Annotated in this window: 18 protein-coding genes; 13 read left to right on the forward strand and 5 right to left on the reverse strand. The window is 56.5% G+C overall.

All coding sequences use genetic code 11. The features are described from left to right. Nucleotides 1-15 precede the first annotated feature (15 nt). Entirely contained in the window at nucleotides 16-663 is a 648-nt protein-coding gene (can, locus tag ADS46_RS12365) for a carbonate dehydratase (RefSeq protein WP_066320556.1), read from the reverse strand. 152 nt (nucleotides 664-815) lie between these two features. On the opposite strand from can, the gene gorA reads away from it, so the two are divergent. The 4 genes from gorA to ADS46_RS12385 all read left to right on the forward strand — a co-directional run bounded on the left by gorA (nucleotide 816) and on the right by ADS46_RS12385 (nucleotide 4,791). Next, on the forward strand, nucleotides 816-2,201 hold the full coding sequence (gorA, locus tag ADS46_RS12370) for a glutathione-disulfide reductase (protein WP_066320557.1): 1,386 nt from the start codon (nucleotides 816-818) through the stop codon (nucleotides 2,199-2,201). Nucleotides 2,202-2,409: 208 nt separating this feature from the next. After that, entirely contained in the window at nucleotides 2,410-2,988 is a 579-nt protein-coding gene (ectA, locus tag ADS46_RS12375) for a diaminobutyrate acetyltransferase (RefSeq protein WP_066320558.1), read from the forward strand. A 67-nt stretch (nucleotides 2,989-3,055) separates the two neighbouring features. Next, nucleotides 3,056-4,324 (forward strand): diaminobutyrate--2-oxoglutarate transaminase, encoded by a 1,269-nt coding sequence (ectB, locus tag ADS46_RS12380; RefSeq protein ID WP_066320559.1) that lies wholly within the window; start codon nucleotides 3,056-3,058, stop codon nucleotides 4,322-4,324. A gap of 74 nt (nucleotides 4,325-4,398) precedes the next feature. Beyond that, nucleotides 4,399-4,791, forward strand: coding sequence for an ectoine synthase (locus ADS46_RS12385; RefSeq protein ID WP_066320560.1), 393 nt, complete (start codon nucleotides 4,399-4,401; stop codon nucleotides 4,789-4,791). Nucleotides 4,792-4,903: 112 nt separating this feature from the next. Here the strand turns inward: ADS46_RS12385 and ADS46_RS12390 are convergent, their stop codons facing one another. Further along, nucleotides 4,904-5,443, reverse strand: coding sequence for a DUF3833 domain-containing protein (locus ADS46_RS12390; RefSeq protein ID WP_066320562.1), 540 nt, complete (start codon nucleotides 5,441-5,443; stop codon nucleotides 4,904-4,906). A 211-nt stretch (nucleotides 5,444-5,654) separates the two neighbouring features. On the opposite strand from ADS46_RS12390, the gene ADS46_RS12395 reads away from it, so the two are divergent. Genes ADS46_RS12395 through yidD form a run of 6 tightly spaced genes read left to right on the forward strand, consistent with a single transcriptional unit; the run spans nucleotide 5,655 to nucleotide 10,328 of the window. Further along, entirely contained in the window at nucleotides 5,655-6,494 is an 840-nt protein-coding gene (locus ADS46_RS12395) for an ATP-dependent zinc protease (protein ID WP_066320565.1), read from the forward strand. 36 nt (nucleotides 6,495-6,530) lie between these two features. Further along, a complete protein-coding gene (locus tag ADS46_RS12400) occupies nucleotides 6,531-8,054 on the forward strand; it encodes an inactive transglutaminase family protein (RefSeq protein WP_066320567.1) in 1,524 nt (507 codons plus the stop codon). Next, nucleotides 8,051-9,049, forward strand: a complete 999-nt coding sequence (locus ADS46_RS12405) for an alpha-L-glutamate ligase-like protein (protein ID WP_066320568.1) — start codon at nucleotides 8,051-8,053, stop codon at nucleotides 9,047-9,049. The genes ADS46_RS12400 and ADS46_RS12405 overlap by 4 nt, the downstream gene beginning before the upstream one ends. A gap of 48 nt (nucleotides 9,050-9,097) precedes the next feature. Then, nucleotides 9,098-9,547, forward strand: a complete 450-nt coding sequence (locus ADS46_RS12410; protein ID WP_066320569.1) for a transcriptional repressor — start codon at nucleotides 9,098-9,100, stop codon at nucleotides 9,545-9,547. 2 nt (nucleotides 9,548-9,549) lie between these two features. Then, nucleotides 9,550-10,008, forward strand: coding sequence for a phosphoribosyl-AMP cyclohydrolase (hisI, locus tag ADS46_RS12415; protein ID WP_066320570.1), 459 nt, complete (start codon nucleotides 9,550-9,552; stop codon nucleotides 10,006-10,008). Next, entirely contained in the window at nucleotides 10,005-10,328 is a 324-nt protein-coding gene (gene yidD / locus ADS46_RS12420; protein ID WP_066320572.1) for a membrane protein insertion efficiency factor YidD, read from the forward strand. Before hisI ends, yidD begins: the two co-directional genes overlap by 4 nt. Here the strand turns inward: yidD and ADS46_RS12425 are convergent. Both ADS46_RS12425 and ADS46_RS12430 read right to left on the reverse strand, forming a co-directional pair. Next, entirely contained in the window at nucleotides 10,325-10,744 is a 420-nt protein-coding gene (locus ADS46_RS12425) for a SufE family protein (RefSeq protein ID WP_066320574.1), read from the reverse strand. The two genes, yidD and ADS46_RS12425, sit on opposite strands and share 4 nt — an antisense overlap. Nucleotides 10,745-10,783: 39 nt before the next feature. Continuing rightward, nucleotides 10,784-11,941, reverse strand: a complete 1,158-nt coding sequence (locus tag ADS46_RS12430) for a tyrosine-type recombinase/integrase (RefSeq protein WP_066320579.1) — start codon at nucleotides 11,939-11,941, stop codon at nucleotides 10,784-10,786. A gap of 275 nt (nucleotides 11,942-12,216) precedes the next feature. On the opposite strand from ADS46_RS12430, the gene ADS46_RS12435 reads away from it, so the two are divergent. Continuing rightward, nucleotides 12,217-13,263 carry a DNA-binding protein gene (locus ADS46_RS12435; protein ID WP_066320580.1) on the forward strand — a complete coding sequence of 349 codons (1,047 nt, stop codon included), beginning with the start codon at nucleotides 12,217-12,219 and terminating at the stop codon, nucleotides 13,261-13,263. Between the two features lie 77 nt (nucleotides 13,264-13,340). On the opposite strand, the gene nfuA is transcribed toward ADS46_RS12435, so the two are convergent. Then, nucleotides 13,341-13,964 (reverse strand): Fe-S biogenesis protein NfuA, encoded by a 624-nt coding sequence (gene nfuA / locus ADS46_RS12440; protein WP_066320581.1) that lies wholly within the window; start codon nucleotides 13,962-13,964, stop codon nucleotides 13,341-13,343. A gap of 271 nt (nucleotides 13,965-14,235) precedes the next feature. On the opposite strand from nfuA, the gene metH reads away from it, so the two are divergent. Continuing rightward, nucleotides 14,236-17,931, forward strand: a complete 3,696-nt coding sequence (metH, locus tag ADS46_RS12445; RefSeq protein ID WP_066320583.1) for a methionine synthase — start codon at nucleotides 14,236-14,238, stop codon at nucleotides 17,929-17,931. 2 nt (nucleotides 17,932-17,933) lie between these two features. After that, a complete protein-coding gene (locus ADS46_RS12450; protein ID WP_066320584.1) occupies nucleotides 17,934-19,259 on the forward strand; it encodes an MATE family efflux transporter in 1,326 nt (441 codons plus the stop codon). The last annotated feature ends 51 nt before the right edge of the window (nucleotides 19,260-19,310 follow it).

Raw genomic sequence — 19,310 nt, forward strand, 5'->3', positions numbered from 1 at the left:
GCGGGCGATAGGTCGTCAGTCGTCGGTTTGCAGACGGTCAATGCGGTATAACGTTTCGACCTGTTCAAGGCCGTCGATGGTGCAATTGAGGTCTTTTACGCGTCCATCGCTCAAGCCATAGACCCAACCATGAACCGAAATCTGCTGACCGCGCTGCCAGGCACGCTGAAGTATTTTGGTGCGGCACAGGCTATTGACCTGCGCTTTCACATTGAGCTCACACATGCGGTCGATTTGCTCGTCAAGTGTGAGGTGTTCAAGTGAACGACGATGTTGATTGTACTGCTCACGAACCGAGTGTAGCCAGTAGTCGACGACACCGCATTCGCCACCCATTACCGCTGCCTTGATACCACCGCAGCCGTAATGCCCGACCACCATGATATGGCTGACCTTGAGCACATCCACAGCAAATTGCACCACTGAAAGCGCATTCATATCGGTATGATGCAGCAGGTTGGCGACGTTGCGATGGACGAACACCTCGCCGGGGGGCAGAGCGATAATCTGATTGGCGGGCACCCGGCTATCAGAACAGCCAATCCAGAGATAATCAGGATTTTGCTGCTCTGATAGTCGTTTGAAGTAATCAGGGTCTTCATCGCACATGCGCTTCGCCCAGGCACGATTGTTCTCTAGTAACGTCTCAATAGGGTCAGACATTGGGTCTCCGATTACTCATTTTTTCCATCATTACGCCCGGCATGCTCATTCTTAGTCATGACGGCCAGCATACACATTAACCAGAGGAAGGTTTTTAACCTTCTCTCGACAGCGGGTCAACATTCGCCGTGTTGACGATATAGGAGATTGAAATGTCAGAGGTTACAGGTTACGACTACGACTTGTTGGTAATTGGTGCCGGCTCCGGCGGCGTACGAGCGGCCCGTATGTCCGCTGCCAAGGGGGCCAGGGTCGCGATCGTGGAGGATCGGTATCTTGGCGGCACTTGCGTCAACGTCGGCTGCGTGCCCAAAAAACTCTACGCCTACGCGTCCCATTTCCATAGCGCATTCGATGATGCCAGTGGCTTCGGCTGGCAGCTGCCCGGCGAGGCGCGTTTTGATTGGGCGACGCTAAGGGACAACAAAACCAGCGAAATCAAACGGCTCAATGGCATCTATCAGCGTTTGCTGGAGACGGCAGGCGTCAACCTCTATAACGGGCGAGCCCGCCTGGACAGTGAGCACTCGGTAGTGATTACCGATCAGCAGGGCGACGAGCAGCATGTGACGGCCGAGCGCATACTGCTGGCCACCGGCGGCTGGCCTTGGGTACCAACCTTCCCTGGCAATGAGCACGCGCTGACCTCCAACCAGATTTTTGATCTTGAACGTTTGCCCGAGCGATTTCTTGTTCTTGGCGGTGGCTATATTGCCGTTGAGTTTGTCAGTATTTTTAACGGTTTAGGCAGCAATTCGCATCTGATCTACCGCGGTGATCTATTCCTGAAAGGCTTTGATAACGAGGTGCGTGAGTTCACGCGTCAGGAAATGGATCGTCAAGGTGTCCATCTCCATTTTGATACCAATATCGAGACAATCGAGAAAACTGACACTGGCTACCAGGTTGCGCTCACCAATGGGGATACCCTTGAAGTGGATGTCGTTCTGGCTGCTACAGGGCGTCGTGCCAACGTGTCCGGACTGGGCCTGGAATCGGTAGGTCTTTCGCTGAACGAGCAGGGCAAGCTATCGGTCAATGAACGCTTTGAAACTGAGGTCCCGTCTATTCTTGCCCTCGGGGACCTGATTGATACGCCCGAACTGACCCCGGTCGCCATTGCGGAAGCCATGCAATTAGCTGACCACCACTTCGGTGGCCCGGCGCCCGCCCCCCTGGACTACACTCGCGTGCCAACAGCTGTTTTCTGCCACCCCAACATTGGCACGGTCGGCCTCTCAGAAGAAGCCGCGCGGGCACAGTTTGGCGTCATTCGCGTTTACCGGACTGACTTCCGGGCCATGAAGCATACACTGTCAGGCAGCCAGGAACGTACTCTGATGAAGCTCGTGGTGGATGATGCGACCGATGTGGTGGTCGGCGCCCACATGGTCGGTGACGACGCGGGGGAGGTCATCCAGGGAATTGCCATCGCGGTGCGCGCCGGATTAACCAAGCGAGACTTTGACAATACGGTCGGGATTCATCCCACCGGCGCGGAAGAATTTGTCACGATGCGTGCGCCTTCACGGGGCTAGTGGCGTTTCAATAGGACCTGGGCAATCATCTCCTTTGGGCTAAACTTATCCTGGTCAGAAGAGGAGGTGGCTGCCCAAGGTTCGCCATGAACAGGCTGCTCGTATAATAAATAATTATCGAATATAGGGAGTTGAATAACATGATTTTTGAACTGCTCATAAGCAGCTGTTATAATCACATCTAAAATCGCAACAGCGAAGCATAACCATGAGCACCCCAACACCGCCGTTTACGCCTTCAGCAGACTTGGCCCGACCGACCATTGCCGATGCCGTTGTCGGTCATGCGGACACCCCGCTATATATTCGCAAGCCTAACGCCGAAGACGGCTGGGGGGTCTATGAGCTGATCAAAGCATGCCCCCCGCTGGATGTGAATTCCGCCTATGCCTATCTCCTGCTAGCCACTCAGTTCAGGGATACCTGTGCCGTCGCGACCAATGAAGAAGGTGAGGTCGTCGGCTTTGTGTCCGGCTATGTAAAGGACAACGCCCCGGATACCTACTTTCTCTGGCAGGTGGCCGTTGGTGAAAAGGCGAGGGGAACCGGGTTGGCGCGCCGCCTGGTAGAGGCCATCATGTCCCGCCCGGAGTTGGCCGATGTACACCACCTCGAAACGACGATCACGCCCGACAATCAAGCCTCATGGGGCTTGTTCCAACGGCTGGCAGGGCGCTGGCAGGCCCCTCTGAACAGCCGTGAATACTTTTCGACCGAACAACTTGGAGGCGAGCACGACCCGGAAAACCTGGTGCGTATTGGTCCGTTCAATACCCACAACATCTAACCGGCTTTCCCGCTCGCGTTACCTTCCTTTCGCTTGGCAAACTGATTATTAAAAAAGGAGGTCGCTAATGCAGACCCAGACTCTCGAACGTATGGAATCCAATGTTCGTACCTATTCACGTTCTTTCCCGGTGGTATTCACCAAGGCACAGAATGCCCGCTTGACCGATGAAAACGGTCGTGAATATATCGATTTTCTCGCCGGTGCGGGCACATTGAACTACGGCCATAACAATCCGTATTTAAAGCAAGCCATGATCGACTATCTGGCCACAGACGGTGTCGTTCATGGCCTGGATATGTGGACCGATGCAAAACGCGATTATCTGGAAACGCTTGAAAATGTCATTCTCAAGCCTCGTGGCCTGGACTATAAAGTTCACCTGCCTGGTCCAACCGGTACCAATGCGGTAGAAGCCGCCATCCGCCTGGCGCGTGTGGCGAAAGGGCGGCACAATATCGTCACCTTCACCAACGGTTTCCATGGCGTCACCATGGGCGCCCTGGCCACCACCGGTAATCGTAAGTTCCGCGAAGCCACCGGTGGCATTCCGACCCAGGGGGCTAGCTTCCTGCCGTTTGATGGCTACATGGGCGAACATGCCGACACACTTGATTATTTCGAGAAGCTGTTGAAGGATAAATCGGGCGGTCTGGATGTGCCGGCCGCCGTGATTGTCGAAACGGTGCAAGGCGAGGGCGGTATCAACGTGGCCGGCCTCGAGTGGCTCAAGCGCTTGGCAGAGATCTGTAAAGCCCACGACATTCTATTGATCATTGACGATATCCAGGCGGGCTGTGGTCGCACAGGCAAATTCTTCAGCTTCGAACATGCGGGCATCAAGCCGGACATGGTGACCAATTCCAAGTCGTTATCTGGCTTTGGCATGCCGTTTGCCCATGTACTCATGAAGCCGGAGCTGGATAAGTGGAAGCCAGGCCAGTACAACGGCACCTTCCGAGGTTTCAACCTGGCCATGGTGACAGCCACTGCCGCCCTCAAAAAATACTGGTCAAACGACACTTTCGAGCGTGACGTACAGCGTAAAGCCCGTATTGTAGAAGAGCGCTTTAAATCGTTAGCCGCGATGCTTACCGAAAACGGCATACCCGCCACTGAACGCGGCCGTGGCTTGATGCGTGGCATCGACGTCGTTTCAGGTGATATCGCCGATAAAATCACCGCCATGGCGTTTGAACACGGACTGATCATCGAGACCAGCGGTCAAGACGGCGAAGTGGTCAAGTGCCTGTGCCCGCTGACCATCAGCGATGAAGACCTGCTGGAAGGGTTGGACATCCTGGAAAAATGTGTCAAAGCTGTCGCTAGCGAGTAACAACGCTACTATTCTTCCGCTAAGATATAACGTATGCGGTTCCGTTCGGGCCGCCTCTTAATTGGAGCACCAGTATGATCGTTCGCAACATTGAAGAAGCCCGCCAAACAGATCGCTTAGTGACAGCCGAGAACGGCAACTGGGACAGTACGCGCCTGGTACTGGCAGGTGATGGTGGTAACTTTTCGTTCCATATTACGCGTATCTTCGAAGGCACCGAAACGCATATTCATTACAAGCATCACTATGAATCCGTTTATTGCATCGAAGGTGAAGGTGAGGTGGAAACCCTGGCAGATGGCAAAATCTGGCCGATCAAGCCCGGTGATATCTACATTCTTGACCAGCATGACGAGCACCTGCTGCGTGCTCATAAAACCATGCACCTGGCCTGCGTGTTCACGCCGCCAATCACCGGTAACGAAGTACACCGTGAAGATGGTTCCTACGCGCCGGCCGATGATTGAGCCCTGGGGCGTTAGCTTTTTTGGCGAACCTTAGTACTAAAACAGCCTGCTAATCAGCAGGCTGTTTTTGGGTGTGGCAGGGGCTGATGCGTCAGGAAGGCTATCGTTTTGATCAGGGAGCCACTTGCTCAAATACCAGCGTAATTTCCCCCAGGGTTAAACCGAACTTTTTCATGGCGGTACGATTGATCAATCGTCCATCGGGTTGCAGGTACATCCAGTCATCCATGGTGAAGTTGATCGTTCTGTCGCCGATCGCCACATCCAGCGGGTAGTTCATGTGGAACGCATGACCATATTGGCGGGCATCCACCGTCTCTTCGACGTCATTCGCCGTGCCTTCCCAGCGATGTTCATCGATACGCTCGAAGCGCCATACACGCCTGTCGGTCTCGCCATCGGCGAACTCGAAGTCCTCATCCAGAATTAGCGTGCCGTTTTCAACACGACCGTCAATGGTCACGGTAAACCGGCGCTGAACTTCGCCGCTGTAATCCTGTACCATGCCCCAGGCGCGGGTTGTGCCGGTAAAATACTCGGCGATATCCAGACGCGGTTCGGTACCGGCGTAATCTTCGACATCGATACTTGAACAGCTTGCAAGGAAAGTGACCAGGAGGGCGAAAACGGCAGCTTGAACAGATATTTTCATTGTGCTTTCCCTATATGGATTGAGTGGTGGGTATAATAATTGTCGAAACTATCGCAGGAATCATGGTCAAAGCCAAGTCATCCTTGAGTTCGCATAATATATATTATGTTAAATGCGGTAGACTGCCGGTCAAAACATCGTGCGGGTGTTGGACAACCGGTCTCACTACTCCTTATCATTCATCCTCTTATTGATAACGAGTGTCCATGTTATGCGTACAGGTGTTGTTTGGTTGATAGTAGGTTCGGCTGTTTTGATGACGGGTTGTGCGTTGCCGAAGCCTGCTCCCGAAGGACCCCCACCCCTTGATGAAGCAGCATTCAACACACGCATGGATAGGTTGCAGACCCAGTTGTCCCAGCAATGCAGCGAGACGGCGACCTTGCAGCAACGCCAGCTTGACAAGCAAGACGTCTTTACCGCCGATGTACGAGAAGTCGGCAGTCTGCTTCGCCTCCTGCGCAACGATGTGCAGCAACTGGATGCACGCAACCAGGAATCCATTGTGGTTCGTGAAGAATGCAATGTTGAAAACGACCTGCTTGAAAATAAAACGCTGCTTGGCCGCAATGAATGGGTAGGATTACCGAGTATCGGTACCTATCTCCAGGCCCAAGTGGACTCCGGCGCCAATACATCATCGCTATCTGCCCGTGACATCACGCCCTTTGAACGTGACGGTGAAGACTGGGTGCGCTTCAAGTTGGCGCTTAATGAAGAAGATGTCGTGGTCGAAAGTATCCGCGATGAGTGGATTGAAGCGCCTATCGAGCGTCGCGTCCGTATCGTACAGGCCTCCGGAGAAGAATCGCGTCTGGTGATTTCCCTGCTGCTAACCCTGGGGCCGCTCAGCGAAAATGTGGAGTTCACCCTTAGCGACCGCAGTCATCTGGACTACCCTGTTCTGCTCGGTCGGCGTTTCTTGCTCGATATTGCCATTATCGATGTAGCAGAAACTTATCGCTTTGACCGGCCCGAGTTCCCCGGTGGCGAGCCCGCCGACCAAGCGGCTGACGATGAAGTTGCTGAGTCAGACGATAGCGAAGAATAACGACAGCCGCCTCTGTCACTTTTGAAAGGAATCTTAATGTCCCGGCTACCCTTTTATTTTATCGTCGGTTTATTGCTCGCAGCTGGCATTGCGATGAGCGTACATCGTCACCTGCAGTTTGAAATACCCTGGGTGCCAGGTGAACAGCGCCAAGTTTGGGAAATTGAAGCCGTCATTACCTTTGATGCCCAGGATGGCCCGGTAGAGGTTGATCTTGCACTGCCGACCCAGCAGGCTGGGTATCGTATACTTACCGAGAACACGGCTTCTTCTGGCTACGGGCTGGCTTACCAGGCAAATGACGCGGGGCGGCGTGCGGAATGGACGATTCGCGAAGCCGATGGCGAACAGCAGCTGTATTACTCCGTGCAAATGCTGGTATCGCCCGACGCGCAAGCGCCGGTGCAGGCAGCCCCTGAACTGCCTCCCGCCGTCGAGTGGGAAAGCCCTTACGACTCGGCGGCTGAGCAGCTTATCGATGAAGCCTGGGAGCGCAGCGCCAATAACGCCACCTTTGCCCGTGAGTTGATTCGCGATGTGAACGGTGAGCGCCAGGATGAAAATGCCCGCCTTCTGCTTGGCGAGATGGATCCAGCACCGCTGGTGGTTCGCCTGCTTAACCAGGCTGGAGTGAAAGCCAGAGGCGTCAGCGGTTTGCTGCTTGAGGATGGGCGTCGGCGGCAAACACTGAGCACCTGGATTCAGGTATTCGATGAAAACGACGAGACATGGTCGCTTTTCCACCCCATTACCGGCGTCCAGGGCAAGCCAGACAACCTGTTGCTATGGGAAACCACCGGCGAAGCTGTCCTGGAAGTACAAGGCGGGACAAACTCCCGGGTCAGTTTCTCGATGATGACCCATTATCAGCCCGCGTCCGCGGCGGTACGTAACCACAACTCCAACGATACGCTGCTGAACTTCTCGATTCACAGCCTCCCGCTGGAGGAACAGGCGCTATTTCAAACCATTCTGCTTATTCCGATTGGCGCCCTGGTCGTCGTCTTCCTGCGCGTACTGGTAGGCATCAAAACCTCGGGCACCTTCATGCCTGTACTGATTGCCCTCGCCTTTATCCAGACCAGTCTGACAACCGGGTTAATTGGTTTTCTGCTGGTCGTGTCGGTAGGCCTGATAATCCGTAATTACCTGTCTTATTTAAACTTGTTATTAGTGGCCAGGGTGTCGGCGGTGATTATCACCGTCATTGCCATCATCTCGGTATTCTCGGTGCTGGCGTACCGAATGGGCTTGAACGCCGGGCTGACCATTACCTTCTTCCCAATGATCATTCTTGCCTGGACGATCGAGCGGATGTCGATCCTGTGGGAAGAAGAAGGTCCCAAGCAGGTCCTGATACAAGGGGGCGGCAGCCTGCTCACCGCCGTCATCGCCTTCCTGGCCATGAACAATCCATGGGTGCGCCATATCACCTTTAACTTCCTGGGGGTTCAGTTCATCTTGATGGCACTGATCCTGTTGCTGGGTAATTACACGGGTTATCGCCTGCTGGAACTGCGGCGCTTCAAGCCCATTACCGAGGAAGACAAGCCCTCATGAGCTGGCTGAGTAATTGGACATGGCCGTCGCAACTGCGTGACAAAGGCATTATTGGCATGAACCGGCGTAACATCCGCTATATCGGGCGTTACAATAACCGGCGCCTTTACCCGCTGGTGGATGACAAGCTGAAAACCAAGCTGTTGGCGCAACGTTACGGGATTACCTCGCCGGCGTTAATCGGCACGGTGACGACCCAGTTTGGGGTCAAGCACATCGGCCAAATATTGTCAGGCCACCATGGATTTGTGATCAAACCGGCCAAAGGCAGCGGCGGCAAGGGAATTCTGGTCATTGAAAAGATCGAGGGCGATGATTTTATCAAGCCTAGCGGGGCACGCCTTTCGATCACCGATATCGAACGCCATGTGTCGAATATTCTGTCGGGGCTCTACTCGCTTGGCGGCTCACCCGACGTCGCCGTTGTCGAGACACTGATCAACTTTGATGAAAGCCTGATGGCCTACACCTACGAAGGCGTCCCTGATATTCGTGTCATCGTCTTTAAAGGCTACCCCGTCATGGCCATGATGCGGCTCTCGACGGCGGCATCGGATGGCAAGGCCAACCTGCACCAGGGAGCTGTCGGTGTGGGGCTTAACATGGCAACGGGCGCCGCCCTTCGCGGCGTGCAGTTTGACCGCCCCTGCTTTGTTCATCCGGATACCGGGCACGACCTGGCTAGCCTGGTGGTTCCCCAATGGGAAACGCTGCTTAATCTGGCTGCGGGTTGTTTCGAAATGACCGGACTGGGCTACCTGGGAACCGACATGGTGCTCGACCGCCAGCATGGCCCGATGTTGCTTGAGCTTAATGCCCGCCCCGGGCTCGCCATCCAGATGACCAACGGTGAAGGTCTGCGCCGCCGCCTGGACCTTATCGAACGTCAGCCCGATGGCGTGCCTGCCAAGAAGCGCGTGGCATTTGCGCAGCATCATTTTGCCCGCGTGAGTGAGTTGACAGACCCGGCTGACACGCCTCCAGCAAGCGCGTAAACTACTTTTAGAGCGTGAACTGCGCTCACCCTGGTCAACGAGACGTCTATGACACACGCCAATGTGCTATTACAACAGGCAGAATCCCAATGCCATACGCGGGGCGTGCGCTTTACGCCTATTCGGCGCCGTGTGCTTGAATTGATCGCGCGTCATGGTGGCGGCTTAAAGGCCTATGACCTACTCGACAAGCTCTCCACAGAGCACGCGGCGGCTCGACCGCCGACGGTTTATCGTGCCCTCGAGTTTCTCATCGAACAGGGACTGGTTCACCGTATCGAATCGCAAAACGCCTATGTTGCCTGCGCATGTCCGGAACACGCTCATGGCTTTCAGCTGCTTATCTGTCGGCAGTGTGGTTACGTGGAAGAGCTCCACCTGGATGAAATCAGCGATCAACTGGCCGCCCTCGCCCAGCGTCAAGGCTTCAATGTAGAGCGCCAGACCATAGAATTACAGGGGCTATGTCAGCGCTGCCAACCTCATGATGAGTCGTGAACATGTCCTCAGAAAATTCACTATTCAAAGACCTCGAGTCAGCATCTCCTGCGGATGCCCTTTTATCTGTCACGGCGTTGCTCGATGCCGCCGCGTTTAATGCCGACGGCCTGCTGCCTGCCATCGCCCAGCAGCACGATACCGGCGAGGTGTTGATGATGGCCTGGATGAACCGCGAAGCCCTGGAAGAAACGCTGCAAACGCAGCGGGTATGCTATTACTCGCGCTCACGAGGCAAGTTGTGGCGCAAAGGTGAGTCTTCCGGCCAACAGCAGCATCTGGTATCGGCGGCCCTCGACTGCGATGGCGACACGCTGTTGCTCCAGGTGGCGCAAACCGGGCCTGCCTGCCATACGGGGCGGCGGAGCTGCTTTTACCTGTCGCTTTCAAACGAAGGCGTTACGATCAACAGCGAGCCCCTTATTGACCCCGCCGAGCTCTACGCCAAGCCATCGCCATGAAGACTTGGCTTAATGGCGTGCGTTGGCTGCTCGGTCAATGTCTGGTCATTATGGTGCGCATTTACCAATATACGTTAAGTCCCCTGCTCGGCCCACGCTGTCGCTTTTGGCCAAGCTGTTCCTCCTATGCCATCGAAGCCATCCAGGTACACGGACCGTTCAAAGGCAGCTGGATGGCTATGAAGCGTATTTTAAAATGTCACCCGGGCAGCAACGGCGGCATGGATCCTGTTCCCGGCGGGCGCAGTGAAGCCCTATGCCGGGAAGGCGAAGACCACTCAGACACTGGTGATCATCATCGCTCCCGGCGTGATTGTTAAGCGCTTTGCCGGGCAACCTGGTAAATACGCTCCAGCATGGCATGCAAGCCGTTGCTCCGCGTTGGCGACAAGTGTTTGTCCAGCCCCAGATCCGTCATGAAATGTGGCTCTGTACTACGTACTTCTTCGGCGGTTCTTTCGCTGTAGATACGCAGCAGCACGGCAATCAATCCTGATACTATCGCCGCATCAGAGGTTGCCTTGAAGATCAGCTTGTCGTCCTGCGCTTCGTGGTGCATCCACACGTTCGACTGACATCCCTGAATTTTAAACTCATCTGTTTTCCACTCGTCGGGGAAAGCGGGTAGCTGTTTGCCCATATCGATGATGTATTGATAACGGTCCATCCAGTTATCAAACATGTCGAACTCTTCGATCAGTTCCTGCTGGGCTAACTCGGCACCGGACGTAGTCATGGTGATTCCTTTAGCGTTGGTGTCACGAAATTCTGCCCATTATAACGTCTCAACGTCGTCTTGGGTGGCTCTCGGCTCAATCTGGTGGCGTTGCTGTTCCTGGTGCCACTCGATGGCTTCGTTGTGCAGATAACGCGCGGTGGTATCCAGGCGCGAGTGGCGAGCGCTGTCGGCCAGATGCCGCAGGCTGATGCCTGCCTGGGCTTGATGGGTAATGGATGTATGGCGCAACCAGTGAGGCGTTGCCCGGCGCAACGCCTCAATGTAAACAGGGTTGCCATCAGCCGCTTCCAGTGCCTTTGCTGCTTCGCTGAAAGTCTCACGTATCAAGCGATAGAGCTGGTTATGACCAATCCCCCGCTTCTTGTCCAGGGCGCGAATTACGGGCGTATCGTCTTGATGTTCCGGCGTGGTAGAGAGCCCCAGGGTCTGCCGCCATTCGGCCAGGCATTCCAGCATGTCAGCCGGGAGAGGAATGCGGGCAATCTTATTGCCTTTACCGACGACAGACCACCACCAGCGCCCTTCGCTTCGCTCAAAGTCACCCATACGGGCCTCGGCCATTTCACTCACCCTGGGGGCCAGCAGATACGCAAAGCCAAAGATGAACCGCCGTCTGGCCATTTCGTAACGGTTGCGTTCGCCCTCCTCCACTGGCTGGTTAAGCCACTGCCAGAGCCATTCCCATAACTCCCGCTCCAGGTAGCGCTCTATGCGCGGCGTCTGGTTGCTCATGCGGCGTGATTTATCGCGCATCAGGCGAAACGGATTGTGGCGCACCCACCCCGCTTCTACCAGCCAGCTGAACAACCCCTGGAGAATAACCAGGCTTTGCCGACGGCTGGCCGGTGAAAGTCCACCCCGGAACGGGCGCCATTGTGGGTGATGCCGGGGCTTGGTAGGCCCCACCCAATAGGCACTTGGGTGTGGGTCGGCAAGAAACTGTTCGAAGTGACGCAGCACGTCACGGTTGACCTTGCCAAGCGTCAAGTTCTGGGTATTCAGCCACAACAGCAGGCGCTCGGCTTCCCGGCGATAACACTTCCAGGTTTGCGGGCTTTCCTGGTATTCGGCGAGCCACGCCGCGACCGCCTCCACGTCCGTGCTGGCGGTAATATGTGGCAACGCGGGCGAGCCACCGAGGCTTTCCAGCGGCGATATCGGGTTGGCGATAGCGGTATTATCCCACGTTTCCATTGACGTCTCTTATCCTCTCTCACCCTGCTATTTTTACTCTTCCCTCTTCCCTCTTCCCTCTTCCCTCTTCCCTCTTCTTCCTTCTTATTCGCGCCAGTTGCTGATAAGTGCGTCAAGTCTGCCTTTTACCCTTTATAAATTCAAGATAATACGCGTAATCTTGAATTTATTCGATTTAAGATAAATAAATTACATTTTACGTATTACGTAATATTGCCTTATATCGCCAGCGGCGGGATAATCACGGTCATTCCAACCCTGCAAGGAGCCCGCCAATGGCACGCAGCGGCATTCAATACCAGGATGTACAACAGGCCATCGATACACTGCTTAGCCGAGGCGATACGCCGAGCGTTCAGCGCATTCGGGAAGTACTCGGCACGGGGAGCTTTACCACCATCAGTGAACACTTTCGCCAGTGGCGACTTGACCGGGAGCAGAACCGCGATATCCCTCCTCCCAAGGGCGTGCCGGAATCTGTGGTTAGCGCTGCCGGTGAACTATGGAAGAACGCCATGGAAGCGGCGCACGAAGCGTTACGCCATTATCGCGAGGAAGCCGACCGCCAGGTCGAAGCGGCACAACTCGAGGCCAGTGAGGCCGACCAGCGGGCCGCCAATGCGGAGCAGCGTGAAAGCGCCCTGGCAGAATATCTGCGTCATACAGAGACGCGCGTCGAGGCGCTTAGCCGGGACCTGGCGGCCAGCCAAGCGGATGAAGCGCAGTGGCGGACCCAGGCAAAGGAAGCCCGTGACGAAGTGGGCAAATGGCAGTCCGCCCATGAACGCGCCCAGCAAGACATAGCTGAGCGTCAGGCGCAGCATGCCGATCAACTCAGCCAACAGCAGGCCGAATGGCAGGCGCGTCTGACTCAGGAAGAGCAGCGCCATGAAGCCGCCGAAGACCGGTTGATGAGCCTGCTGGACAGCGCCCGACAGGAACGGGCTCAGGAAGAAAGCGCCTACCAGCGACGGCTGAAACAGGCTGATAAACGTAACGAGGCGTTGGCCGAAGAGATTAAAACGCTGGAAAAATCAATCCATCAGTATCAATTGGAGGCACATGCCCAGCAGCAGGCTTATCAGCAGCTGCAAACCGCAGTGGAAGACCTTCAACAGCGCCACGACGAGGTGATCAAAAAGCTTGCCAGCGCAGAAACGGCGTTAGCCGAAGAAGCGCGGCAACATGATGCTCGCGAAAAGGCCTGGCAGGAACAGCTTTGGTCCAGGATGGACGCCATGCAACGGCAGCTAACCGATCTGCCGACATCACTGGCGCGCGACCAGAATGGTGAGCACGAAGATAAAAATAGCCGTGACTAGACGGCTAGCGTCAATGGGCGCAGACGAAAAATGCCCAGCAAGGGCTGGGCATCATCATCTTGGTGGAACGCTATTGATTAGCGATAGTAGGCGTTGGTGGTGTCCGAGTGGTCGGTCACATCGCGAATGCCGCCAAGCTCGGGGATACGCTCCATGAGCGTTTTTTCGACGCCGTCCTTGAGGGTCAGGTCGACGGCCGCGCAACCCTGGCAGCCACCGCCGAAGGCCAGTACTGCCATGTTCTGCTCGGTCAGTTCGACCAGCTTGACTTCGCCGCCGTGAGAAGCCAGGCCAGGATTGATTTCGCTGTACAGCACATAGTTGACGCGGTCTTCCAGCGGACTGTCCGCATTGACCTTGGGCATCTTGGCGTTTGGTGCCTTGATGGTCAGCTGGCCTCCCATGCGGTCGGCGTTAAAGTCGACCACGGCTTCCTCAAGGAACGCCAGGCTATTCTTGTCGAGAAACACGTTGATCTTCTCGAGTTCCAGCTTTTCGTCAGTCGGCTCTTCTTCGCCAGGGCGACAATAGGCCAAACACGTTTCGGCGTAGGGCGTGCCCGGCTGGGTGATGAAAATGCGCACAGCGATGCCCTCGACGTTCTGCTTTTCCAGCAATTCCGCCAGGTAATCCTGTGCACTGTTGGTAATATCAATACCTTGGGTATCGACCTTGGTTTCTGCTTCTGCTGTCGTGGTCATGAGGGCTGTTTTCCTCCCGTGGCAGTGGCGGCGCCACTTCACATGTCATTTTGTGTCTATGGTAAGCAAAACAGCGCGCCGACACAATCCCGACTGTTTTACTAGGCTATTTCCGGTGTATCGTTAATGGGGCCTATGGCATTCATAAACAATACATTGCTGCCCCGCCTGGCACCCTTTGTTATCATAGTGCGCCGTTGGTTCATTTGAACGGCGATTGCCGACGATAAAAAACCTTTTTTGACTGTGACGCTGGAGACATCCCCCTGCCATGGCTGCTAGTGATTTGATTGCCACCCTCTCCCAACGCCTGAATCAACGTATCCATATCCTGGATGGCGGCATGGGGACCATGTTGCAGAATGCCGAGCTGAGCGAGGAGGAGTTTCGTGGCCAGCGTTTCAGTGACTGGCCGTCGGACCTGAAAGGCAACAATGACTTGCTGGCGCTGACCTGCCCCGACGTGGTGACCCGCATTCACCGCGATTATCTCGAGGCCGGTGCCGATATTATTGAAACCAACACCTTCAATAGTACCCGCCTCTCCCAGGCTGACTACGGCATGGAAGATATTGTGCCGGAGCTGAACCGCGAGTCGGCACGGCTGGCCCGGGAAGTGTGTGACGCCGTTGCCGAAGAGACCGGGGTGCCGCGGTATGTGGCGGGCGTGCTGGGCCCTACCTCGCGCACCGCGTCGCTGTCGCCGGATGTCAACGACCCCGCCAAGCGTAACGTCACCTTCAACGAGCTGCGTGACAATTACCTTGAAGCCGCTCAGGCGCTCATTGATGGCGGCGCCGACCTGATCATGATCGAGACCATCTTCGATACCCTGAATGCCAAGGCCGCCATCTACGCCCTCGAGGAACTATTCGAGACCCTGGGCAAGCGGCTACCGGTCATGATCTCCGGCACCATCACCGATGCCTCCGGTCGAACGCTATCGGGACAAACCACCGAAGCCTTCTGGAATTCCGTTCGCCACGCCAACCCGTTTTCCGTAGGCCTTAACTGCGCGTTAGGGGCCGAAGAGCTGCGCCAGTACGTCGAAGAACTCTCCACCAAGGCTGACACCTTTGTGTCGGCCCACCCTAATGCGGGCCTGCCCAACGAATTTGGCGAATACGATCAAACACCCGAGGAAATGGCGGGCATTGTTGCCGAATTTGCCCAGAGTGGGCTGGTGAATATTATCGGCGGCTGTTGCGGCTCAACCCCGGAACACATCCGCGCCATTGCCGAAGCCGTTCATGGTCTGCCGCCCCGCGAGGTGCCGGAACGTTCCCCCGCCTGCCGATTGTCGGGCCTTGAACCGTTCAATATCGAAGCCGACTCGCTGTTTGTGAATGTCGGCGAGCGCACCAATGTGACCGGCTCGGCGCGCTTCAAGCGGTTGATCGTGGAAGAAGATTTCACCACGGCGCTGGAAGTCGCGCTGGAGCAGGTGGAAAACGGCGCCCAAATCATCGATATCAACATGGATGAGGGCATGCTGGAATCTCAGGAAGCCATGGTGCGCTTTCTGAACCTGATTGCCGGTGAGCCCGACATTGCCCGCGTGCCGATCATGATCGACTCGTCCAAATGGGAAATCATCGAAGCCGGGCTTCAGTGTGTGCAGGGCAAGGCCGTGGTCAACTCCATATCCCTCAAGGAAGGCGAAGCCGCTTTCCGGGAGCAGGCCACGAAGTGCCGCCGCTACGGGGCCGCCATCGTGGTGATGGCGTTCGACGAGGAAGGCCAGGCCGATACCTTCGCCCGCAAGACGGAGATCTGTGAGCGCGCCTACCGCCTGCTGGTGGATGAAATCGGTTTCCCGGCGGAAGATATCATTTTCGACCCCAATATTTTTGCCATTGCCACGGGGATCGAAGAGCATAACAACTACGCCGTTGATTTCATCGAGGCGTCCCAGTGGATTCGCGAACACCTGCCCCACGCCATGCTTTCCGGGGGCGTTTCCAACGTATCCTTCTCGTTCCGGGGCAATAATCCGGTACGCGAAGCGATTCACTCGGTCTTTCTGTACCACGCCATTCGTGCAGGCCTCACCATGGGGATCGTCAACGCGGGCCAGCTCGCCGTGTACGATGACCTGCCTGCCGAACTGCGCGAAGCCGTTGAGGACGTGGTGCTCAACCGCCGCAGCGACGGCACCGAGCGCCTGCTGGAGATTGCCGATAATTATAAAGGCGATGGCAGCGGCGCGGCGAAAAAAGAAGACCTGGAATGGCGCAGCTGGCCGGTCAACAAGCGTATCGAACATGCCCTTGTCAAAGGCATTACCGCGCACATCGAAGACGATACCGAACTGGCACGTGCCGAGGCAGAACGCCCCATCGAGGTCATTGAAGGGCCCTTGATGGACGGCATGAACGTGGTCGGCGACCTGTTTGGCGCAGGCAAGATGTTCCTGCCCCAGGTGGTCAAATCCGCTCGGGTCATGAAGCAGGCCGTCGCCTACCTGATTCCCTATATCGAGGCCGAAAAAAGTGCTGACACCCAGGCCAAGGGCAAGATTGTCATGGCGACGGTCAAGGGCGACGTCCACGATATCGGCAAGAATATCGTCGGCGTGGTGCTTCAGTGCAACAACTACGAGGTCATTGACCTTGGCGTAATGGTGCCCACCGAGAAAATCCTCCAGGCCGCCAAGGATCACAACGCCGATATCATCGGGCTGTCCGGTTTGATCACGCCGTCCCTGGACGAAATGGTTCACGTCGCCAAGGAAATGAAGCGTCGCGGCATGGACCTGCCACTGCTGATTGGCGGTGCAACGACCTCGAAAGCGCATACGGCGGTCAAAATCGAACCCCAGTATGACCATCCGGTGATTTATGTGACCGATGCGTCCCGGGCAGTCGGGGTGGCCAGTCGGCTGCTTACACCGTCCCTCAAGACGCCCTACATCGCCGAAATACGCGAGGAGTACGAAAAAGTTCGTGAACGCAATGCCAAGCGTCGCCCCAAAGCCGCCGACCTTGACTACACCCAGGCGCGCAAGCGGCGTTTTCGGACCGACTGGGCCAACTATACGCCGGTCAAACCTCACCAATTGGGGCTGAACACCTTCGATAATTACCCGCTTGATGAGCTCGTCGAGCGGATCGACTGGACGCCCTTCTTCATGAGCTGGCAGCTGGCGGGTAAATACCCCAAGATTCTGGATGACAAGGTAGTCGGCGAGGCGGCTCGCAACCTGTTTGAAGATGCCCAGGTGATGCTGCGCAAGCTGCTTGACGAAAAGCGCGTCCAGGCAAGGGGCGTGATTGGCTTCTGGCCGGCGAATACCGTCGATGACGACGTCATTGAGGTCTACGCCGATGAATCCCGTACCGATGTCGTCGAACGGCTGCATCATATCCGTCAGCAGACCACCAAAGGACGCGACGGCATCTGCTACAGTCTGGCGGATTTCATCGCTCCCAAGGACAGCGGCAAAGCGGACTGGATTGGCGGCTTTGCGGTGACCACCGGGCACGGGGTCGATGAACTGGCCAAAGAATACGAAGCGGCGGGCGACGACTATAACGCCATCATGGTTCAGGCCCTGACGGACCGGTTGGCAGAGGCCTTTGCCGAGCGGATGCACGAACGCGTGCGCAAGGAATTCTGGGGCTACGTGCCCGAGGAGTCGCTCGATAATGACGCCTTGATTGCCGAGAAATACCAGGGCATCCGCCCCGCTCCCGGCTACCCGGCCTGCCCTGACCACACCGAAAAGGCAACGCTGTTCAGGATGCTTGACGCCACCGCCAATACCGGACTGGCGCTGACCGAAAACTTTGCCATGTGGCCTGCCGCGGCGGTATCTGGATGGTATTTCTCGCACCCGCAATCGAAATATTTTTCAACCGGCAAGATTACCCAGGATCAGGTCAAGGTATTGGCTGAACGAAAGCAAATGCCGCTTGAGGAAATGGAGCGCTGGCTGTCACCGGTGCTTTCCTACGACCCGAGCTGACTGTGCCCTACGTCGCCCACCGCCACGGCCTAGTGGTTCGTCTGGCTTGGCCGGTCATACTGGGCATGCTCTCGCAGAGCATGCTCAACCTTGTCGATGCCGCCCTGGTGGGCCGTCTAGGCGAAACGGCGCTGGCCGGTGTGGGGCTTGGCGGTTACGCCATGTTCATGATGACGGCACTGGTATTCGGCCTGTCCTCCAGCGTTCAATCCCAAACCGCCCAGCGGCTGGGCGCGGGGCATTCTGGCCTCGCCCGGCCCCTGCAGGCGGGGCTGCTGCTCGGTTTGGTCAGTGGTACATTGCTGACGCTGCTGGCATGGTGGCAGGCGCCTGTGATTATGCAGTGGCTCTCGCCGGCCCCAGACGTTCACTCCGTGGCCGTTGATTACTTTCGCTGGCGAGTGCTGTCGCTGGCGGCGATTGCGCTCACCCTGTGTTTTCGCGGTTACTGGAATGGCCGTCAGTACACACGCCTGTACTTACGCATTATCGTGACCGTCCACCTGCTTAACGTGGTGCTCAGCGCGGGATTGATTTTTGGCCTGATTGGGCTTCCCGAGCTGGGAGCCAGTGGTGCAGGCGTTGCCACCACGCTGTCGGTAGGCGTGGGGCTGCTGCTCTGGATAGGTATCACCGCCCGCCACAGCAGTGCCCTGACCTGGGCCCAGTTACGACCCGAGGCGCCGGTGCTGAGAACCACCGCCCGGCTGGCGTTGCCCCACTCGGCCCAGCAGCTTTGGTTTGCCGCTGGCTATGCCGTGCTTTTCTGGCTGCTGAGCCAGCTAGGCACCGCGAGTGTTGCTGTGGGGCACGTGCTGGTCAACCTATCGCTGTTGCTGATACTGCCGGGTGTCGGTGTCGGCGTTGCCGCGATGAGCCTGGTGGGTGAAGCTCTGGGCCGGGATGCCGAGCAGGAAGCCCACCGCTGGGGGTTGGACGCGCTCTGGGTGGCCGCGCTATTGCTGGTGATACTGGCCCTGCCAATGCTATGGGTGCCAGACAAACTGCTTGGCCTGTTTTTCAAGGCGCCAGAATTGATTAAGCTTGGCACGCTGCCCCTACAGTTGACGGGCCTGATGATGGTCATTGACGTCGCCGCGCTGGTACTTGCTCAAGCCCTGATGGGTGCGGGCGCCCAGCGAACCGTCATGCTGTTGACGCTGAGCCTGCAATGGCTGCTTTTTTTACCGCTGGCCTGGTGGGTCGGCGTTAGTCTGGGCTATGGGCTGCTCGGCATTTGGCTAATGCAGCTGATGTATCGCATCATTAACTCAGCCGCGTTTTTCTGGATATGGCAACGCCGCCGGTGGGCGACGTCGCTAGCCTAAATACTATTTTGAGATAAAAAGATAATTATATATTCTTTTGTAGAATATGAT

The sequence above is a fragment of the Halomonas sp. G11 genome (assembly GCF_001663515.1).
In the GTDB taxonomy this organism is placed as follows: domain Bacteria; phylum Pseudomonadota; class Gammaproteobacteria; order Pseudomonadales; family Halomonadaceae; genus Vreelandella.

Bases quoted from the DNA above. Each gene is read 5' to 3' on its own strand.
- can (WP_066320556.1), bottom strand. From the start codon at position 663: ATGTCTGACCCTATTGAGACGTTACTAGAGAACAATCGTGCCTGGGCG.
- gorA (WP_066320557.1), top strand. From the start codon at position 816: ATGTCAGAGGTTACAGGTTACGACTACGACTTGTTGGTAATTGGTGCC.
- ectA (WP_066320558.1), top strand. From the start codon at position 2,410: ATGAGCACCCCAACACCGCCGTTTACGCCTTCAGCAGACTTGGCCCGA.
- ectB (WP_066320559.1), top strand. From the start codon at position 3,056: ATGCAGACCCAGACTCTCGAACGTATGGAATCCAATGTTCGTACCTAT.
- ADS46_RS12385 (WP_066320560.1), top strand. From the start codon at position 4,399: ATGATCGTTCGCAACATTGAAGAAGCCCGCCAAACAGATCGCTTAGTG.
- ADS46_RS12390 (WP_066320562.1), bottom strand. From the start codon at position 5,443: ATGAAAATATCTGTTCAAGCTGCCGTTTTCGCCCTCCTGGTCACTTTC.
- ADS46_RS12395 (WP_066320565.1), top strand. From the start codon at position 5,655: ATGCGTACAGGTGTTGTTTGGTTGATAGTAGGTTCGGCTGTTTTGATG.
- ADS46_RS12400 (WP_066320567.1), top strand. From the start codon at position 6,531: ATGTCCCGGCTACCCTTTTATTTTATCGTCGGTTTATTGCTCGCAGCT.
- ADS46_RS12405 (WP_066320568.1), top strand. From the start codon at position 8,051: ATGAGCTGGCTGAGTAATTGGACATGGCCGTCGCAACTGCGTGACAAA.
- ADS46_RS12410 (WP_066320569.1), top strand. From the start codon at position 9,098: ATGACACACGCCAATGTGCTATTACAACAGGCAGAATCCCAATGCCAT.
- hisI (WP_066320570.1), top strand. From the start codon at position 9,550: ATGTCCTCAGAAAATTCACTATTCAAAGACCTCGAGTCAGCATCTCCT.
- yidD (WP_066320572.1), top strand. From the start codon at position 10,005: ATGAAGACTTGGCTTAATGGCGTGCGTTGGCTGCTCGGTCAATGTCTG.
- ADS46_RS12425 (WP_066320574.1), bottom strand. From the start codon at position 10,744: ATGACTACGTCCGGTGCCGAGTTAGCCCAGCAGGAACTGATCGAAGAG.
- ADS46_RS12430 (WP_066320579.1), bottom strand. From the start codon at position 11,941: ATGGAAACGTGGGATAATACCGCTATCGCCAACCCGATATCGCCGCTG.
- ADS46_RS12435 (WP_066320580.1), top strand. From the start codon at position 12,217: ATGGCACGCAGCGGCATTCAATACCAGGATGTACAACAGGCCATCGAT.
- nfuA (WP_066320581.1), bottom strand. From the start codon at position 13,964: ATGACCACGACAGCAGAAGCAGAAACCAAGGTCGATACCCAAGGTATT.
- metH (WP_066320583.1), top strand. From the start codon at position 14,236: ATGGCTGCTAGTGATTTGATTGCCACCCTCTCCCAACGCCTGAATCAA.